The 16,171-nt window shown below is 48.8% G+C and carries 16 protein-coding genes; 5 read left to right on the top strand and 11 right to left on the bottom strand.

The window, feature by feature from the left end; genetic code table 11:
* Nucleotides 1-47 precede the first annotated feature (47 nt).
* On the top strand, nucleotides 48-479 hold the full coding sequence (locus JTN23_RS11235) for an FKBP-type peptidyl-prolyl cis-trans isomerase (protein ID WP_247234920.1): 432 nt from the start codon (nucleotides 48-50) through the stop codon (nucleotides 477-479).
* A 52-nt stretch (nucleotides 480-531) separates the two neighbouring features.
* Here JTN23_RS11235 and JTN23_RS11230 read toward each other — a convergent pair whose 3' ends face one another.
* Nucleotides 532-1,170 carry an RNA-binding domain-containing protein gene (locus tag JTN23_RS11230; protein ID WP_247234919.1) on the bottom strand — a complete coding sequence of 213 codons (639 nt, stop codon included), beginning with the start codon at nucleotides 1,168-1,170 and terminating at the stop codon, nucleotides 532-534.
* Nucleotides 1,171-1,176: 6 nt separating this feature from the next.
* Entirely contained in the window at nucleotides 1,177-2,304 is a 1,128-nt protein-coding gene (dprA, locus tag JTN23_RS11225) for a DNA-processing protein DprA (protein WP_247234918.1), read from the bottom strand.
* Between the two features lie 428 nt (nucleotides 2,305-2,732).
* Here dprA and JTN23_RS25915 point away from each other — a divergent pair, with 428 nt between their 5' ends.
* Entirely contained in the window at nucleotides 2,733-3,524 is a 792-nt protein-coding gene (locus tag JTN23_RS25915; protein WP_310586717.1) for a hypothetical protein, read from the top strand.
* Between the two features lie 133 nt (nucleotides 3,525-3,657).
* Here JTN23_RS25915 and lepB read toward each other — a convergent pair whose 3' ends face one another.
* From lepB to JTN23_RS11190, 6 genes are all read right to left on the bottom strand, one after another.
* Nucleotides 3,658-4,809: a signal peptidase I gene (gene lepB / locus JTN23_RS11215; RefSeq protein WP_247234917.1), complete on the bottom strand. Its 1,152-nt coding sequence runs from the start codon at nucleotides 4,807-4,809 to the stop codon at nucleotides 3,658-3,660.
* A gap of 122 nt (nucleotides 4,810-4,931) precedes the next feature.
* Nucleotides 4,932-5,651: a 4-hydroxy-tetrahydrodipicolinate reductase gene (gene dapB / locus JTN23_RS11210; protein WP_247234916.1), complete on the bottom strand. Its 720-nt coding sequence runs from the start codon at nucleotides 5,649-5,651 to the stop codon at nucleotides 4,932-4,934.
* A 45-nt stretch (nucleotides 5,652-5,696) separates the two neighbouring features.
* Nucleotides 5,697-6,284: a DUF5683 domain-containing protein gene (locus tag JTN23_RS11205; protein ID WP_247234915.1), complete on the bottom strand. Its 588-nt coding sequence runs from the start codon at nucleotides 6,282-6,284 to the stop codon at nucleotides 5,697-5,699.
* A gap of 83 nt (nucleotides 6,285-6,367) precedes the next feature.
* Nucleotides 6,368-7,291, bottom strand: a complete 924-nt coding sequence (locus tag JTN23_RS11200) for a ParB/RepB/Spo0J family partition protein (protein ID WP_247234914.1) — start codon at nucleotides 7,289-7,291, stop codon at nucleotides 6,368-6,370.
* 35 nt (nucleotides 7,292-7,326) lie between these two features.
* A complete protein-coding gene (locus JTN23_RS11195) occupies nucleotides 7,327-8,124 on the bottom strand; it encodes a ParA family protein (RefSeq protein ID WP_247234913.1) in 798 nt (265 codons plus the stop codon).
* Between the two features lie 163 nt (nucleotides 8,125-8,287).
* Entirely contained in the window at nucleotides 8,288-9,310 is a 1,023-nt protein-coding gene (locus JTN23_RS11190; RefSeq protein ID WP_247234912.1) for a radical SAM protein, read from the bottom strand.
* A 372-nt stretch (nucleotides 9,311-9,682) separates the two neighbouring features.
* Here JTN23_RS11190 and JTN23_RS11185 point away from each other — a divergent pair, with 372 nt between their 5' ends.
* Nucleotides 9,683-10,807 carry an NAD(P)/FAD-dependent oxidoreductase gene (locus JTN23_RS11185; protein WP_247234911.1) on the top strand — a complete coding sequence of 375 codons (1,125 nt, stop codon included), beginning with the start codon at nucleotides 9,683-9,685 and terminating at the stop codon, nucleotides 10,805-10,807.
* Nucleotides 10,808-10,833: 26 nt separating this feature from the next.
* Here the strand turns inward: JTN23_RS11185 and JTN23_RS11180 are convergent, their stop codons facing one another.
* Together JTN23_RS11180 and JTN23_RS11175 are read right to left on the bottom strand one after the other, a co-directional pair.
* Nucleotides 10,834-11,070 (bottom strand): hypothetical protein, encoded by a 237-nt coding sequence (locus tag JTN23_RS11180; protein ID WP_247234910.1) that lies wholly within the window; start codon nucleotides 11,068-11,070, stop codon nucleotides 10,834-10,836.
* 87 nt (nucleotides 11,071-11,157) lie between these two features.
* Nucleotides 11,158-11,616: an Lrp/AsnC family transcriptional regulator gene (locus JTN23_RS11175; protein WP_247235203.1), complete on the bottom strand. Its 459-nt coding sequence runs from the start codon at nucleotides 11,614-11,616 to the stop codon at nucleotides 11,158-11,160.
* Nucleotides 11,617-11,803: 187 nt separating this feature from the next.
* Here JTN23_RS11175 and ald point away from each other — a divergent pair, with 187 nt between their 5' ends.
* Both ald and JTN23_RS11165 read left to right on the top strand, forming a co-directional pair.
* Nucleotides 11,804-12,940, top strand: a complete 1,137-nt coding sequence (gene ald / locus JTN23_RS11170; RefSeq protein ID WP_247234909.1) for an alanine dehydrogenase — start codon at nucleotides 11,804-11,806, stop codon at nucleotides 12,938-12,940.
* Between the two features lie 411 nt (nucleotides 12,941-13,351).
* Entirely contained in the window at nucleotides 13,352-15,100 is a 1,749-nt protein-coding gene (locus JTN23_RS11165; RefSeq protein ID WP_247234908.1) for a DEAD/DEAH box helicase, read from the top strand.
* Between the two features lie 138 nt (nucleotides 15,101-15,238).
* Here JTN23_RS11165 and JTN23_RS11160 read toward each other — a convergent pair whose 3' ends face one another.
* Nucleotides 15,239-16,120 carry a DUF4142 domain-containing protein gene (locus tag JTN23_RS11160; RefSeq protein ID WP_247234907.1) on the bottom strand — a complete coding sequence of 294 codons (882 nt, stop codon included), beginning with the start codon at nucleotides 16,118-16,120 and terminating at the stop codon, nucleotides 15,239-15,241.
* Nucleotides 16,121-16,171 lie beyond the last annotated feature (51 nt).

Here is a 16,171-nt window from a genome sequence, read left to right as displayed (position 1 = left end):
GCTTTACCTATTGTTTATAGTTTTTTACAACTCAAAAGAAAAACAACATGAAAAAAGCACAATCCGGTGACACCGTTAAAGTGCACTACACGGGCACACTACCTGACGGTCAACTGTTCGATTCTTCGGCCGGACGTGATCCTCTTTCATTCCAACTGGGAAGCGGACAAGTAATCAAAGGATTTGACGAAGGCGTAACTGGTATGGAAGTGGGTGAAAAGAAAACCATTCATATTCCAAGCAACGAAGCCTACGGAGATATAAATGAAGATCTGGTAATCAACTTTGATCGTAAGGAGATTCCTGCCGAAATTCCTCTGGAAATCGGTACTACCCTGAACATGCATCAGGAAGGAAATGGTCAGGTGATTCCTGTAGTTGTAAGAGAAGTTACCGCAGAAACTGTGGTACTTGACGCTAACCACCCATTGGCTGGTAAGGACCTGATATTCGAACTGGAACTCGTAGATATCCAGTAGCATATAATAATCATCAGCAGAAAAGGGAGGCTCTATGAGCCTCCCTTTTCTGCTATTCAGCCAGCTTCAGACTGTAAGCAATGGGCTTGTAATGGCCCAGGCGAATCAGTATATTCTTCTCGGCCAGATCATTCAGCATCCGGGAGGCTCTCTTCTCTGATATATTGATCATCTGCGAAAGAATCTTATCCGTGATCAGGTCATTCTGCTTCAGGTACTGAATGATACTTTTGACCTGTTTGGACGCGAGCAGCTTGTCCGTATCCACATCCCCTTCGCCCGGTAACATGAGGCGGTTGGTAGGTACGCTTTTGTCTTTGGTCCGGATGTAAATGATTCGCTCCCCTTTTTCATTAATAGCATAGTGTGGCTTATCTTCACTTTCTTCAATCTCTACCCGCAGTACCAGCTTAGTACCTAACCGAATGGCTTTGTATTGAATAATCAGTTCTTTATCGACCAGCTGCGTACAGGCTTTTTCCAGCTTTTGCATTTCCCGCAGTTCCGAAAGTACCCCTATCACTTCTCTGTTGTCAGCCACTCCTACGAGCAGGGTTCCCCCCGACGTATTGGCAAAAGAAGCCAGGGTACGGGCAATTCGGAAGGGACTATCAATACTACGTTTGAATTCGATAGTGAGTCCCTCCCCCATCTGGATCAGTTCCAGTGTTGTTTTAGAAGCATTTGCCATAGATTGTTAAACCAGTGCGTATTTTTTGCCGGGTAATGATCGCACCATACCCTGAAATTCCAGATTTAGTAATAAAGTTGCCAGCTTTCCTAGGTGTATCCCACTCTGCCAGCTTAGCTCGTCCAGTTGCATATCACCCTGGCGCTTTAGTAATGAAAGTACCTGCCCTTCTTCCTGCGTAAAACCATCAAAGATGGGTGTGGCATCTGGCTGAGCAGGTAATGTATCTGCCTCTGCTATTTCACCCCGTTTCCAGCCCAACGCCTCGGCCATTTCGTCCACCGTAGTAAATACCGCCGCCTTGTTGTCTTTGATCAACTGATGGCAGCCCTCCGATTGTGGACTTGTCAGCGGCCCCGGTACCGCAAATACCTCCCGGTGGTAATTCATCGCATACTCAATGGTAATCAGGCTCCCTCCCTTACGGGTGGACTCTACCACAATGGTAACATCACTCAGGCCGGCTATGATTCGGTTACGGGCCGGAAATCGTTTGGCATCGGGTTTGGTACCCAGGGGGTTCTCAGTCAGGATGCCGCCATTCTGCTGCATGTCCTGAGCCGTTCGCTTATGTACCGCCGGATAAATCACATCCAGACCACTGGCCATAACCCCCACCGTGGGGATCTGGTGCTTCAGGCAAGCCCGGTGAGCAGTGATGTCCACCCCATAAGCCAGTCCACTCACCACCAGCGTATGGTAAGGAGCCAGGTCTCTGATGATCGACTCCGTGATCGTCTTGCCGTAGTCGGTTACCTGCCGGGTGCCTACTATACCTACCGTCCGGTGTGCATTCAGTTCCATCTGCCCCTGGCTATACAGCACCAGTGGTGAGTCATACAGTGGCTTCAGGCGGCGGGGAAAATCAGCATCCGTATAAAAGTGCAGACGTACCCCTTCGCGCTGGCATCGGCTCCATTCTTTCTGAGCCAGCTCTACGCCCTGCTTCAGGAGTATAGCCCGCGCTGCCTTATCGCCAATGCCCGGTATCTTTATTAACTTTTTATAATCAGCCCTGAATACGTTGGTAGCCCCACCGCAGTAGCTGATCAGTTGCCTGATCATGACTGATCCAATGCCGGGCGTAAATACCAGGGCCAGCGTGTGTATGTAATCCTCTTCCTTTTCCTGCATACAGAAAACTTTCCTTTCTCTTAGCTAAGGCAAGTTAGGCAATTTTTTCGGAGTCGCTGATAACACTTGTTAGTATAACAACTACTGCTCCTAACCTGCTCAATGGTAGTATCAATGGGGCATAGCCCTATCTGTGCATATAATTTCTCACAGAGTGAGAAATTGTAACCGACCGCACAGCACCTCATTATCCACTGAAAAATAGTAACCAAAATGTAACATCAATATTATTTCCAATACCACCTTTAAGTTGCTCACTTTAAAGCCTTACCATAGTTTAAAAAGTACTAAACAAGTATACGGTACAGTAGTCGCCAGTACCTGGTCCGGGGCTCTTGTACCTATAAGTGGTGACTTCTTGGTATGATTATTTGACTCTCTTCTGACGGAATTATTTACAATAAACAATCCCAAAAACCTTTTTTGTTATGGAAAATTTAAGAGATTCAGACCGCGATTACAGATCAACATCCCACCACGATTCGGACTTCAATCACGAAACGGGTACCATTACGGGCGTGTTCAGAGACAAAGATGACGCTGAGAGAGCCTATCAGTCACTGATTGATATGGGTTATTCGCGGGATGAAATTTCCGTTCTGATGTCGAACGATACCCGTGACAACCACTTTAAAGGTGTTGACAAAGACGACCGGTCAGAGCTTGGCAACAAAGCTATGGAGAAAGCAGGTATTGGCTCTGCGATTGGTGGTACTGCGGGTGCTATCATTGGCGCCATTGCTGCACTTGGTACAGCAGTAGCTATTCCCGGTTTGGGATTGGTTGTAGCAGGTCCTATCGTAGCTGGCCTTACCGGTGCAGGTGCCGGTGGTCTGACGGGCGGTATCATTGGTGCACTGGTTGGATCAGGTATTCCTAAGGATCGTGCCGAAATGTACGAAAGCAGCATCAAGGAAGGTGGTATTGTAGTGGGTGTTAAACCACGCAGCCGCGAAGAAGGAATGACTATCTCCGATCAGTGGAGATCATACCGTGGTGAAAATATTCACACCGGCTGGGACAGCGGCTCATGGAGTAATACCGGAAATACCAGCACAACCGGATCAACTGGTACAACTGGATATACCAGCTCAGGTACTACCGGCTACTCGGGAACTACCGGCTCTACCGGTTCAATGGGTTCTACCGACAGCGACCGCTACGGTAACACAGATAGCGACCGTTTCGGTACTACTGACAGAGATAAAGATAGATACTAACAGTCTTTATGAATTGGAGGCAGGATCCAGAAAGTAGACGACTTTTATAATCCAGCCCATTTCAACTGACTGATAGTAAAAAGAGTCGCCGAATGGCGACTCTTTTTTTATGCGTTCATACAAGAGTATTCTCTTACTCGATTACCCGGAACAGGCGGCTCCAGCGAATCTTATTGGCAACGCTGGTCGGATTAGGATCAATTGACATCCATACAAATACCGCTTTCCCTACAATATGATCCATGGGTACAAAACCCCAGTAGCGTGAGTCGGCGGAGTTGTGCCGGTTATCTCCCATCATGAAATAATAGTCCTGCTTGAAAGTATAAGACGTAATTGCCTTACCACCAATAGTGATCTGGTTGCCGTCAACTACTACATTTTCGTTGCCATCGTAGTTCTTGATGACATCTTTATACAGGGCTACGTTCTCCGGGGTCAGCTGTATAGTCATTCCTTCGGCAGGAATCACTACCGGCCCGTAGTTATCGCGGTTCCACTTGAAGAGCGCTGACTGTGGGTACAGACCCGGCTCAACGTATCCGCTGGAAGCCTTCACCACCCGCACATCCTTCACAAAGTCGTACTCTTTGAGCTTGGCGGCAATGGCGGTGGTAGTATATACAATGTAACCCGTTTCGTCATTACCAGGGATAGAGTCATTAAAGGTTTCGGAATAGCTGTAAAACTCCGAGATACCATTTTCGCGGAACACCTTGTCCTCATTCACCGCCGTAGTAGTAGCTACAAAGTACTCATCCTCCATGCGAGGGGGATTCTCCATAGCCTGCCCGTTGACGTATACCTGTGCATCACGTACTACCAATGAGTCACCCGGTAAGCCTACACAACGCTTGATATAGTTAGTACGCAGGTCCACCGGATGCTGCAGCTCGGGAGGATAGTTAAATACCACCACATCGCCCCGCTTTACTTCCGAGAAACCCGGTAAGCGGTACTGCGGTAGTTGAACTGCGTCTGAATAGGACGACAGGTTAGTTCCCCAGATAGTTTGGTGGGTCAAAGGTACCTGCAGAGGAGTCTTGGGTGTGCGAGTACCGTAGTGGAGCTTACTCACGAACAGAAAGTCGCCTACCAACAGGCTGTTCTCCATCGAGGGCGTGGGAATGGTGAAGGCTTCGAAAAACAGCCAGCGAATAAGAGTGGCAGCTACTACCGCAAACAGTACTGAATCAAACCACTCGCGTGCCGCAGATTTCTTTTTGCCATTAGGTGTATTTCTTCGCTCTACTTCCCTTTCAAATGTCCTGTTTTTAGTGGTCATTTTAGAATTTTAGATAAGTAATAATGTAACTGAAACAACTATTTACTACTTTTTATTCTTAATTTAATAAAATTTAAGCTTCCAGAATGAAGTTTCTCCTCAACCGGTCTTTTCTTTCCCTACTATCCCAGGTTCTCGAGCAGATCGTCCATGCCAAAAACTCCGGCCTTGCCTACTAACCACTCGGCAGATACTACCGCCCCCGAAGCAAAGCCTTTGCGGCCGTGCGCGGTGTGGCTGATCTCGATGGTATCGATTTCTGAGTCGTAGCGGATGATGTGGGTACCTGGCACTTCGCCTTCCCGCTCCGATGTAATGGGCAGGTAGCCTTCTTTGGTATCAGGTGCCAAAGTCCAGCCCTGGATGCTATCATTCTCCGCACTGACACCTTCGGCCAGAGTAATGGCGGTTCCGCTGGGAGCGTCCAGCTTATGGATATGGTGGATTTCTGTCATCGACACATCATACGGCTGTCCCTTCATGAGGCGAGCCAGGTAGCGGTTCAGACGGAAGAACAGATTAACACCAATGCTGTAATTGGAAGCGTAAAAGAAGGCCCCCTGTTGCTGCCGGCAAAGAGCTTCAATTTCGGCTTTGTGTTCGAGCCAGCCCGTAGTACCACTCACGATGGGCCAGCCTTTGCGGAGGCAATAGGTGATATTGTCAAAGGCAGCCTCCGGTGAACTAAACTCAATGGCTACGTCTACATCTTCTCTGGTAAGCGTGTCCATTTCGTTCCGGTTCTGCACATCTATCTTTCCAACGATGCGATGCCCCCTTTCCAGAGCTATCTGTTCAATAGTCCGGCCCATTTTGCCGTACCCTAACAGCAGGATATTCATAAATCGTAAATAAAAGTAAAAGTATAAACAGCTTATTTATTGGGTTTATCTTATCCCGAATACCAGCCTGACACCAGCCGTGGGGCCAGGCACATGGGGCTGGTAAAGTGATGGTTCAACGCGTAAGGATAAGTCTTCGGATATGTCGAATGTCTTCAGGTGGGCCGCAACGTTGGCTTCGACGGCCGCCAGCGCGTACACCGCCACCGATATTACGTATGAGTAGTCGCGGTAGCGACGGTAGGCTGAGCGCCCCCGCTTTACCTGATCCAGGGTAAGCTCCCGGGTTTCACCGGTTCCACGCAGATATACCGGATACGTGGTGATATCAGTACGTGGCCGCCCCGTTGATAAATCATAGAATGCCTTATAGGCAGTAAGAAAATCGTTGTAGCGCAGAGTATTCCAGCGTATGGCGTATACAGCACTTCCAAAGGCACCGTATACCAGCGGTAGTTTCCAGTAGTCACGGTTGTAGATCTGACCACCACCCGGAAAAGCAATGGCAAAAATGGTAGCTCTGCGAGGAACAGGTCTGAATTTCTCTTCCTTTGGAACTAGCAGTGAATCAACAGACAGGGTAGTACCAGCCACAGGACTGATGGTATCACCCTTTACAATGGGCAATACCACTTTCCCTAAGCTATCCGTAGTAACACGTTGTGCTTGGGCCCCTCCGATACTCAGAGCCATTAACCCTATCCAAAGCCACCTGTTCAAGCTTTCTTTTCGAAATTCAGAGTATCCAATATCCGGTCAAGTTCTTCCTGTGAAGTGAAAGGAATCTTGATCTCACCTTTGTGGCTGTCATCACTTTTGATAGATACCTTTGATCCAAAGAAGGATGATAACCTAAACTGTAACGACCGGATCTCCTGCTTGATTGTCTGGGGGCGACGTTCCTTTTCGGGTGTTTCGGCTACGAGAGATAGCTTACGTACCTCCTCTTCTACCTTCCGTACCGACCAGCCCTCTTCAATGATCTTCTTGAAGATTTTCAGCTGGATATCGGGGCTATCGATGGTGATGATGGCCCGGGCGTGACCCATACTGATCTGGTTGTCGCGCAGGGCAGCCTGTATCACCGGAGGCAGCTTAAGCAGCCGGATGTAGTTATTAACGGTAGTACGGTTTTTGCCTACCCGCTCACCCAGTTCCTCCTGCTTTAGGCTACACTCGTGCATGAGCCGCTGATAGCTGAGGGCGATTTCGATGGCATTAAGGTTTTCGCGCTGGATGTTCTCGATCAGCGCCATTTCCAGCATCTGCTGATCATTAGCCGTACGGATGTAGGCCGGGATCTTACCCATACCAATTGACTTGGAAGCCTGCAGACGACGCTCTCCCGAAATCAACTGATACTTATCCTTACTGATTTGCCTTACGGTAATAGGCTGTATAATGCCCTGTACCCGGATTGAGTCAGCGAGCTCCTGAAGAGCCTCCTGGTCAAACTTGGAACGGGGCTGGAAGGGGTTGGCCTCAATGAGATTGACATCAATCTCATTCATGGCGCTTATAGTCTCAAAAGGTGTTGGACGGGCGGTGGGAGTCCGTGGAGCATTTACTGAGTCAGAATCCTGTAACAAAGCACCTAAGCCGCGGCCTAGCCCCACCATTTTTTTATTTTTATTTTCCATACTGCACAAGTGTAAATCTAAGGGTTGACTCGGCACTAGCTAATCCCAACGGGTTGATCCTGTGAGAGCAGGCCATTTTTGGTAAGTATCTCGCGGGCCAGGTTGAGGTAGCTGATGGCACCTTTGCTGTCAGCATCCTGAGCCAGTACGGGCAAGCCGTAGCTGGGCGACTCGCTAAGACGGATATTACGAGGAATGATGGTATTAAATACCAGCGACTGGAAGTGGGTAGTTACTTCATTGACTACCTGGTTGGACAGGCGCAAACGCAGATCGTACATAGTCAGCAGAATACCCTCGATAGCCAGATTGGTATTCAGCCTTGACTGGATGATCGTAATGGTGTTGAGCAGCTTGCCTAGTCCTTCAAGGGCAAAGTATTCACACTGTACCGGGATGATGACCGAATCGGCCGCCGTGAGGCTATTGATCGTAATCAGACCCAGCGAAGGTGAGCAGTCTACGATGATAAAGTCGTAGTCGTCCCGAATGCCCTCCATGGCTTCCTTCATCCGATCCTCGCGGTTTTTGAGGTTGATCATTTCGATCTCCGCTCCTACCAGGTCAATGTGAGAAGGTAGCAGGTCCAGATTAGGGAAGTCGGTCTGGATGATGATGTCCCGGGTACGAATCCCTTCGACCATACACTCATATATGCTGTACTCGATCTCCTTGGGGTTAAAGCCAAGGCCGGACGTAGAGTTAGCCTGAGGATCAGCGTCAACGATGAGGGTTCGGAATTCGAGAGCGGCTAAACTGGCAGCCAGGTTTATTGCCGTGGTTGTTTTGCCTACTCCACCTTTTTGGTTTGCAATTGCAATTACTTTGCCCATTGTTCTTTGAGTTACCAGTTCCAAATTTCAGGTATTCGCCTCAAATACACAACAAATGTTCCACGGAGTTTTTGATAATAATATTTCGCATCTGTAAATCAGACAGTTGCTCCATATTATTTTTTTGAAAGCTCCGATCGGAAGCATTTGGGGTCGGGATGTTTCACGCCCACACTTTAGTACCTTCGGTACAGTTCTTGCACATTTCTATTTCCGAACGGGAGCGGATCAGTGTCTCACGGAACTGGTGGTAGTCACTGCCCCGCCACAGCTCCCGGAAGCTCTGCCGCTTCATATCGCCCAGGCGGTGGTGGGCGTCCTTATCGAAGCAGCAGGGTACTACCAGGCCATCCCAGGTAATGACACACGAATGCCACATTTTCCAGCAGTGATCCAGCAGTTCATTCTTGATCGAAAAGGTACCTCCCTCCTCAGGCTTGTACCGTGAGTACTTATCAATGGTAGGGATCAGAGGAGATCCCTGCTCGTAGTCGTAGATCTGGGCGGTCTTGAGTCCTACTTCATCTACTCCCAGCTCCTTAGCCAGCCTCTTCACCTCATCGATCTGGTGCTCGTTGGGCTTCACAACCAGGAACTGGAATACCGTATGGGGCGTGCTGGATTTTAGGGTCTTTTTCCATTTGATAATATTACGGGTCCCTTCCAGTACCTTCTCCAGCTTGCCTCCGATGCGGTACTGCTCGTATACATCCTGCGTAGTACCATCGATGGAGATGATCAGCCGGTCGAGGCCGGACTCTACGGTGCGGCGGGCTTTTTCGTCGGTCAGGTAGTGGGCATTGGTAGAGGTAGCCGTATAGATGCCCTTGTTATGGGCATACTGTACCAGATCAAAAAACTTGGGGTGCAGGTAAGGCTCGCCCTGAAAGTAAAAGATCAGGTACAGCAGCGTTTCGGCCAGCTCGTCAATGGTTTTTTTATAAAGGTCTTCTTCCATCATACCCGTTGGTCGCGTAAATGATCGCAACCCGCTCGGGCACTCTGGACAACGCAGATTACAGGAAGTAGTAGGCTCGAAGGAAATGGCTACCGGCATGCCCCAGTGCGTAGCTTTGCCCGAATAGCGGGAATAAAAGTAGCTCCCCAGTATCTGCATGGCATTCCAGGCCCGGCGGGGCGTCACCTTCGACATCAGATTCAATCCATCCTTCCAGTTTCTATTCATCAGTACTTATTCTATTTCTATGTAGTATTTATTCTATGTAGTATTTATTTATCGTGCCCTCACCCACTCTGCCCCATTTGTGGTTCACAACTGCAAAAGCAACAAGGCAGGCCACAAACTGTTTAGTAGTATGAGCTGGCACCAAACCTCCCCCTACGCCTCAACAGTAAGATCAACGATTGAGCTACCGGACCCTTTTCCGCTTACTAAGAGAATTATATCCAGCCCCTTATACACCCCCAGGTCCATTTATCTATGCTGCAGAGAATCACAGTCAATACGCTGCTGACAAATCCAGACAGACAATTTTCAAACATTTGGGTAGCAGAATGCTTTATTTAATACATGCGAAACTAAGCAAATCCCAGCAGAATGACGTACCCTGTCCTAATTATAGGTGGTGGTTTGGCCGGACTCACCACTGGTATCGAACTGTCCAGGGCAGGTATTCGGGTACTCTTGATTGAGCGAAAAAACTACCCGCATCACAAAGTATGTGGTGAATACATATCCAACGAAGTTAGGCCATATTTAAAAAAACTAGGACTTGACCCAACGCTATTGGGCGCGGCCGAAATCAATTCTTTCCGGTTTACCTCCCCCAGGGGGCATATACTTGACTCGCCCCTGACGCTGGGTGGGTTTGGCCTCAGCCGGTACCTGTTTGATGATCAACTGTACCAATTGGCAAAGGCATCGGGTGTGGAGTTCCTGCTGAATACTTCCGTTTCGGAAGTACATTGGAACGAGGACCATTTTACCGTACAAACCGCAGCGGGTGATGAGTATAAGGCCGAAGTAGTGATGGGTGCCTACGGAAAGCGGGCCCGTCTGGACCGGGAGCTGCACCGTGATTTTATGCAGCAGACCTCTCCTTACATGGGGGTGAAGTACCATATTCAGTATGACTTTCCTAAAGATACCATAGCGCTGCACAATTTCCGGAATGGCTACTGTGGTATATCGGCTATTGAAGATGATAAGTACTGTATGTGCTACCTGACGGAGCGGAGCAATGTGAAGATGTACGGGAGTATACCCGAGATGGAACGACAGGTACTGGCTCAGAATCCGCACATTTATACCATACTCAAAGAAGCCAAATTTCTGTACGATAGCCCGGAGGTAATTAATGAGATATCATTTGCTCCCAAGAAAGCCGTAGTAAATCATATACTCATGTCGGGCGATGCAGCCGGCCTTATTACACCCCTATGTGGAAACGGAATGGCCATGGCCATACATGGCGGTTGGATAGCAGCACAGGAAATTATAGAATATTATAAGAAGCACCGGAACCGGAAGCGGTTGGAAGATGGGTATACCCGGCGGTGGAATGAGCAGTTTTCGACCCGCTTGTGGGTAGGAAGGAACGTACAGCGAATGTTTGGCAACGAAACCCTCTCGGAGTTTGCACTTCACTTCTTTGGGCTCCTTCCTCCCTTATTGCGGCTGGTTATCCGTAATACCCACGGAAAACCTTTTATTACTAGTTAATATACGTATTCAAAGGTACCTACTTATCAGGTACCACCGTAGCCGGGTCTGTCCGTATGCTCTTTGTTGAGGTTACGATTTGGATGTGATACCGGTACTACCCGTGGATCTGGTTCGGCATCATCAATGGTATATTTGTCGCTTATCTCCTGACGTTGGTCCAGGGTGTCACTATCAACAACCTTCACCTCCGCTTTCGACTTCTCTGATTGTGTAGGGGCCCCCTTATTGGCACCTCCCAAATTTTTCGCTTTATAAGCCATAGTAGTTTTGGGTTAGTGAAAAAACTTGTACTTCCCCTACTACAGCTAAAAAAGCATACCATTCAGGCCCTAATAATAGCGATCTGCTCAAAGGGGAAGCTCCGTAGTGCTTTTAACCTCAGACATTACGAAGAAACTACTAATGTGAAGTACACTATTAAGTACTGAGAGTTTTTGCTGGTAAAACTGGTTATATGCTTCTACATCGTTGGCGACTACTTTCAGCAGGTAGTCAAAATTACCCGATACCACACAGCACTCCAGCACCTCCGGCATACTACTGATGGCCGCGTTGAACTCCTCAAAACTTTCCTTGCGCTGCTTATCCAGCGTGACGTTGCAGTACACCAGCAATGACTTGCCCAACCGGCGCCGGCTGAGCAGGCACACGTACTTCTCTATGTACCCTTCCCGTTCCAGCTTCCGGATCCGGTCATGTACGGGTGTAAGCGAAAGATTGATCCGGGAAGCAATCTCTTTCATGGTAAGCTGAGCATTGTTCTGGAGCAGGCCCAGTATTTTTTTATCCGTAGCATCCAGATGCATGGCAGAAGTTTTTTTTAGCAAAGGTAAACTCAACTGCCGTAAACAGAAATATTTTTTGACACTAGTACTTTCAGCAGGAAACTTTGCTGTTATTCCAGCTCATCCAAACAAATTTTACTACAACTGGTAAATTTGTACAGAGCAAATGCATAGCAACCCAAGTCACTACCTAAACCAATCATAGATCATGATTATAGGCGTACCGAAGGAAATCAAGAATAACGAAAACCGCGTAGCCGTCACCCCGGCTGGTGTTACCGAATTTGTAAAGCAGGGCCATACCATCTATGTACAGGCCACTGCCGGACAGGGTAGCGGGTTTTCGGATGAAGAATATACACAGGCCGGAGCCGTAGTACTTCCTACCATTGAGGAAGTATATGCTATCGCCGAAATGATTATCAAAGTAAAGGAGCCCATCGAGAGAGAGTATGCCCTGATCAGGGAAGACCAGCTACTCTTTACGTACTTCCACTTCGCGTCCTCAGAGGCGCTTACCCACGCCATGATCGGGCGCAGGGCGGTGTGTCTGGCTTACGAGACCGTAGAAAAAGCGGATCGCAGCCTGCCCCTGCTGGTACCTATGAGCGAAGTGGCCGGTCGTATGGCTATCCAGCAGGGTGCCAAGTACCTCGAAAAACCCATGGGTGGACGTGGCATACTACTGGGTGGAGTAGCCGGTGTGAAGCCCGCTAATGTACTGGTACTGGGCGGTGGTGTAGTAGGTACTCAGTCCGCCAAGATGGCCGCCGGTCTGGGCGCCAACGTAACTATAGTAGATATCAGCCTGCCGCGCCTGCGCTACCTCGAAGACATCATGCCCGCCAATGTGGATACCGTAATGTCCAATGAGTACAATATTCGCCAGCTCATCCAGACGTCAGACCTGATCGTGGGTGGAGTACTGATACCCGGCGCCAAGGCTCCTTCGCTCATTACGCGAGATATGCTCAAGCTCATGAAGCCCGGTACTGTAATGGTGGACGTTGCCATTGATCAGGGAGGCTGTTTTGAGACGTCGCACCCTACTACCCATCAGGATCCTATCTATGTAGTAGATGACATTGTACACTACTGTGTAGCCAACATGCCGGGGGCCGTACCTTATACCTCTACCCTGGCCCTTACCAACGCCACCCTCCCCTACGCGCTGCAACTGGCGAACAAGGGCTGGCAGGTAGCCTGCCTCACCAACGAAGAGCTACGCAAAGGGCTCAATGTAGTACAGGGACAGGTGGTGTACAAAGGCGTATCCGATGCTTTCAATCTGCCCTATACAGACGTTACCAGTGTACTTAACAAACCTACTGCGGTAACCGAATAGATTTTTCACTTCATATCAGCAAGCTAAAGCGGCCGGTCCTGGACCTGGCCGCTTTTTTATTTTCTAAAAATATTACAATTAATAGCCCTTCACAGCTTGCAATACAAATACTTCTTCTTACTTTTGCAAAAATAGATAGAACGAACATCCGTTCAGTTCTCTGCTTCTACTCCGGGTCAGGCGACAGTTTCGCCACCAGTTTAACCTGATTTTAACTGGTCCTTCCGATTTCGTCTTGCAGAGCCCCACGGATGTATTGTGGTGGACATTGCGCAATCCCTCTTTTTGAAATTTTTGGTAGCACTATATGGCTGTAAGGCTATACTGGTCTAATAATTTTAGGCTTTGCTGTAAGCGTATAGTGCTGCTTGATCCAAGTTTAATACCTAGAATAATACTAATTTTTATATAATGACAACTGAAACATTTGCCGAGTTAGGGCTATCGGAGGATATTCTGAGAGCCGTAACAGAGATGGGCTTTGAGAAGCCATCTCCTATTCAGGCCCAGGGTATTCCTCCCGTTCTACAGGGCTATGATGTTATTGGCCAGGCCCAGACAGGTACGGGTAAAACCGCCGCTTTTGGTATCCCGGTGCTCGAGCGCATCGATACATCGAGTAACGCGGTACAGGCCCTGATCCTGTGTCCAACCCGTGAACTGGCCGTGCAGGTATCCGAAGAAATCGGACGTCTTGCCAAATATGTCCGTGGATTACGCATTGAAGTGATATACGGAGGTGACTCCATAGAGCGCCAGATCCGTTCGCTTAAGAGAGGTGTACATATCGTAGTAGGTACTCCCGGTCGGGTGATGGACCACATGCAGCGTGGCACCCTCAGCTTTGACGAAGTACGTATGATGGTACTGGACGAAGCGGATGAGATGCTGGATATGGGATTCCGCGAGGACATCGAAAGCATCCTGGCCGAAATGCCCGAGGAGCGTCAGACGATCCTGTTCTCGGCTACCATGTCGAAGCCGATCATGTCGATCACCAAGCGTTTCCAGAAGGACCCCGTACTGGTGAAGGTAGTTCGTAATGAGCTGACCAACCAGAACATCGAGCAGGTTTTCTTTGAAGTAAAGCCACAGGCCAAGGTAGAAGTAATGACGCGCCTGATCGATATGTACCACCTGCAGTCGTTGCTGGTATTCTGTAATACCAAGCGTAAGGTAGACGAAATCGTGGAAGAGATGCAACTGCGTGGCTACGCAGCCGAAGGCTTGCATGGTGACCTGCGTCAGCAGCAGCGTAACAACGTAATGAGTAAGTTTAAAGCATCGGTTACGACGGTACTGGTAGCTACCGACGTAGCAGCCCGTGGTATTGACGTAAGTGGTCTGGATGCTGTTATCAACTACGATGTCCCTCTGGACGAGGAGTACTACGTACACCGGATCGGTCGTACGGGTCGTGCAGGTATGTCTGGTAAGGCATTCTCGCTGGTAGCCCGTGATGAGAAATTCCGTCTGCGTCAGATCGAGAACTATACAAAAGTAAAGATCGAAAAAGGAGTTATTCCTTCGTACGAAGATATCGTTGGAGTACGTAAGGCTCGCTTTATCGAGAATATCTCTTCGGCCATTCAGGAGGGAGATCTTGAACTCTACCACGATGTACTGGATACACTACGCCACAGTGGCTTCTCTACTGAGCAGATAGTAGCGGCAATGACCAAGCAGATCATGGGTGTTCAGAAGAACGAGTACGCCGACAGTAACCTGGCCTGGGAAGAAAAGCGCAACAGTGACCGTCGTGAGCGTGGCGAACGTGGTGATCGCTTTGGCGACCGGGATCGTGGCAGCCGTTTTGACCGTGACCGTGATGGTCGCCGGGGCGAGCGTTCAGACAGCCCTCGTGGTGATCGTCGTAGTGAGGGCCCACGTGACCGTGGCAATGCTCCCCGTACTTCCGCTGAGCCAGGTATGACTCGCTTGTTCCTCAGTCTGGGACGTAAGGATAACATCCAGCCACGTGATATCGTAGGTGCTATTGCCGGTGAAGCTAACATTCCGGGCAAAGCTATCGGTGCTATCGATATCTACGACAAGTTCACGTTTGTAGATGTACCTGAGCGTGATGCCCGTGCCGTACTACGTGCCATGGATGGTAATACCATCAAGGGTAAGCAGGTACAGATTGACATCGCCAAGTAGGAATCTGATATTGATCCATCCTATATACAGTGAAGGAGCTGCACTACTGGTGCAGCTCCTTTTTATTAGATTAGTCCTAAAAAAGGGAACGTTGCATGTACAGCGTTCCCTTTTTACTATTTATGATATGATTACCAACTACTGACGCTTACCCTGTGCACCTTGTGCACCCTGACGCTCCGAAGTAAGCTCATCACCCTTACGGGTTACATTTGAAGTTACTGACTTCTGCAATCTCTGCGCGTGTTCCAGGTGCATCTGTATGGTCGGGATGTTCTTCACAGCCCAGCTTCTCAGGTCATTGGCGGCCATGGTACTATTTCTGTTCTTAGCATCGGTACCACCTGCATTGGCAGCAGATGCAGCCCCACTACCACTGGTAGTATTTCTACCTGCACTAGATGTGTTTCCACCACCACCGGCAGCTGTGTTCCCTCCCTGGGGAGTTCCGGTAACTGAGGGTGAACCATCAACAGTACCTGGTCCCGTTTTCTCGGAATAATCCATCAGCATCTGCATTGTTTTCTGATGCGACTCTACCATCATGGTAGCATAGGTACGGTCAAATTCAACTCCTTTCAACCGGGACATTTCAGTATACTTGTTCATTCCCTGCTGGCTCAGTGAACCAGGCATATCAATACCATTTCCCTGGGTGAGTTGTTTGAGTTCCTGATTAAGTGCAGTATGCGCTTTGACCATCATCTGCCCAAACTGCCGTACTTCCTGTGAACTGGCATTCTGCTGAGCCAGCTGTCCCAGTTGTACTTCCATCATGCTGCTTTCGGCTACATTTCTGGCAAAATCGGGATCACTCATTCTGTCTGCGTCTCCCATTCCGGCTTCCTTACCGGTATTCATTCTACCGCCGGTTGTATCGTCATGAAACATGGTGGTCTCCTGTCCTTCCAGATCCTGAGCCAGCTCATGGTTTCCACTGCTATCGTTTTCTGTATTTCTACACGCGGCTGCTGAAAGCAAAGTGGCTACCAGCATTATGTTTAATAAGTTCTTTTTCATTTTATGATGATTTAAATAATGGTGTTGGATTGGTTCCTAAAAAAAACATAC

This window comes from Telluribacter roseus (assembly GCF_017355915.2).
Lineage (GTDB): Bacteria > Bacteroidota > Bacteroidia > Cytophagales > Spirosomataceae > Telluribacter.
The sequence above is the reverse complement of the archived record's forward strand: the minus strand, read 5'-3'. Positions and strand labels throughout refer to the sequence as shown.

Coding starts and splice junctions, on each gene's coding strand:
- JTN23_RS11235 (WP_247234920.1), top strand. CDS start 48: ATGAAAAAAGCACAATCCGGTGACACCGTTAAAGTGCACTACACGGGC.
- JTN23_RS11230 (WP_247234919.1), bottom strand. CDS start 1,170: ATGGCAAATGCTTCTAAAACAACACTGGAACTGATCCAGATGGGGGAG.
- dprA (WP_247234918.1), bottom strand. CDS start 2,304: ATGCAGGAAAAGGAAGAGGATTACATACACACGCTGGCCCTGGTATTT.
- JTN23_RS25915 (WP_310586717.1), top strand. CDS start 2,733: ATGGAAAATTTAAGAGATTCAGACCGCGATTACAGATCAACATCCCAC.
- lepB (WP_247234917.1), bottom strand. CDS start 4,809: ATGACCACTAAAAACAGGACATTTGAAAGGGAAGTAGAGCGAAGAAAT.
- dapB (WP_247234916.1), bottom strand. CDS start 5,651: ATGAATATCCTGCTGTTAGGGTACGGCAAAATGGGCCGGACTATTGAA.
- JTN23_RS11200 (WP_247234914.1), bottom strand. CDS start 7,291: ATGGAAAATAAAAATAAAAAAATGGTGGGGCTAGGCCGCGGCTTAGGT.
- JTN23_RS11195 (WP_247234913.1), bottom strand. CDS start 8,124: ATGGGCAAAGTAATTGCAATTGCAAACCAAAAAGGTGGAGTAGGCAAA.
- JTN23_RS11190 (WP_247234912.1), bottom strand. CDS start 9,310: ATGAATAGAAACTGGAAGGATGGATTGAATCTGATGTCGAAGGTGACG.
- JTN23_RS11185 (WP_247234911.1), top strand. CDS start 9,683: ATGACGTACCCTGTCCTAATTATAGGTGGTGGTTTGGCCGGACTCACC.
- JTN23_RS11180 (WP_247234910.1), bottom strand. CDS start 11,070: ATGGCTTATAAAGCGAAAAATTTGGGAGGTGCCAATAAGGGGGCCCCT.
- JTN23_RS11175 (WP_247235203.1), bottom strand. CDS start 11,616: ATGCATCTGGATGCTACGGATAAAAAAATACTGGGCCTGCTCCAGAAC.
- ald (WP_247234909.1), top strand. CDS start 11,804: ATGATTATAGGCGTACCGAAGGAAATCAAGAATAACGAAAACCGCGTA.
- JTN23_RS11165 (WP_247234908.1), top strand. CDS start 13,352: ATGACAACTGAAACATTTGCCGAGTTAGGGCTATCGGAGGATATTCTG.
- JTN23_RS11160 (WP_247234907.1), bottom strand. CDS start 16,120: ATGAAAAAGAACTTATTAAACATAATGCTGGTAGCCACTTTGCTTTCA.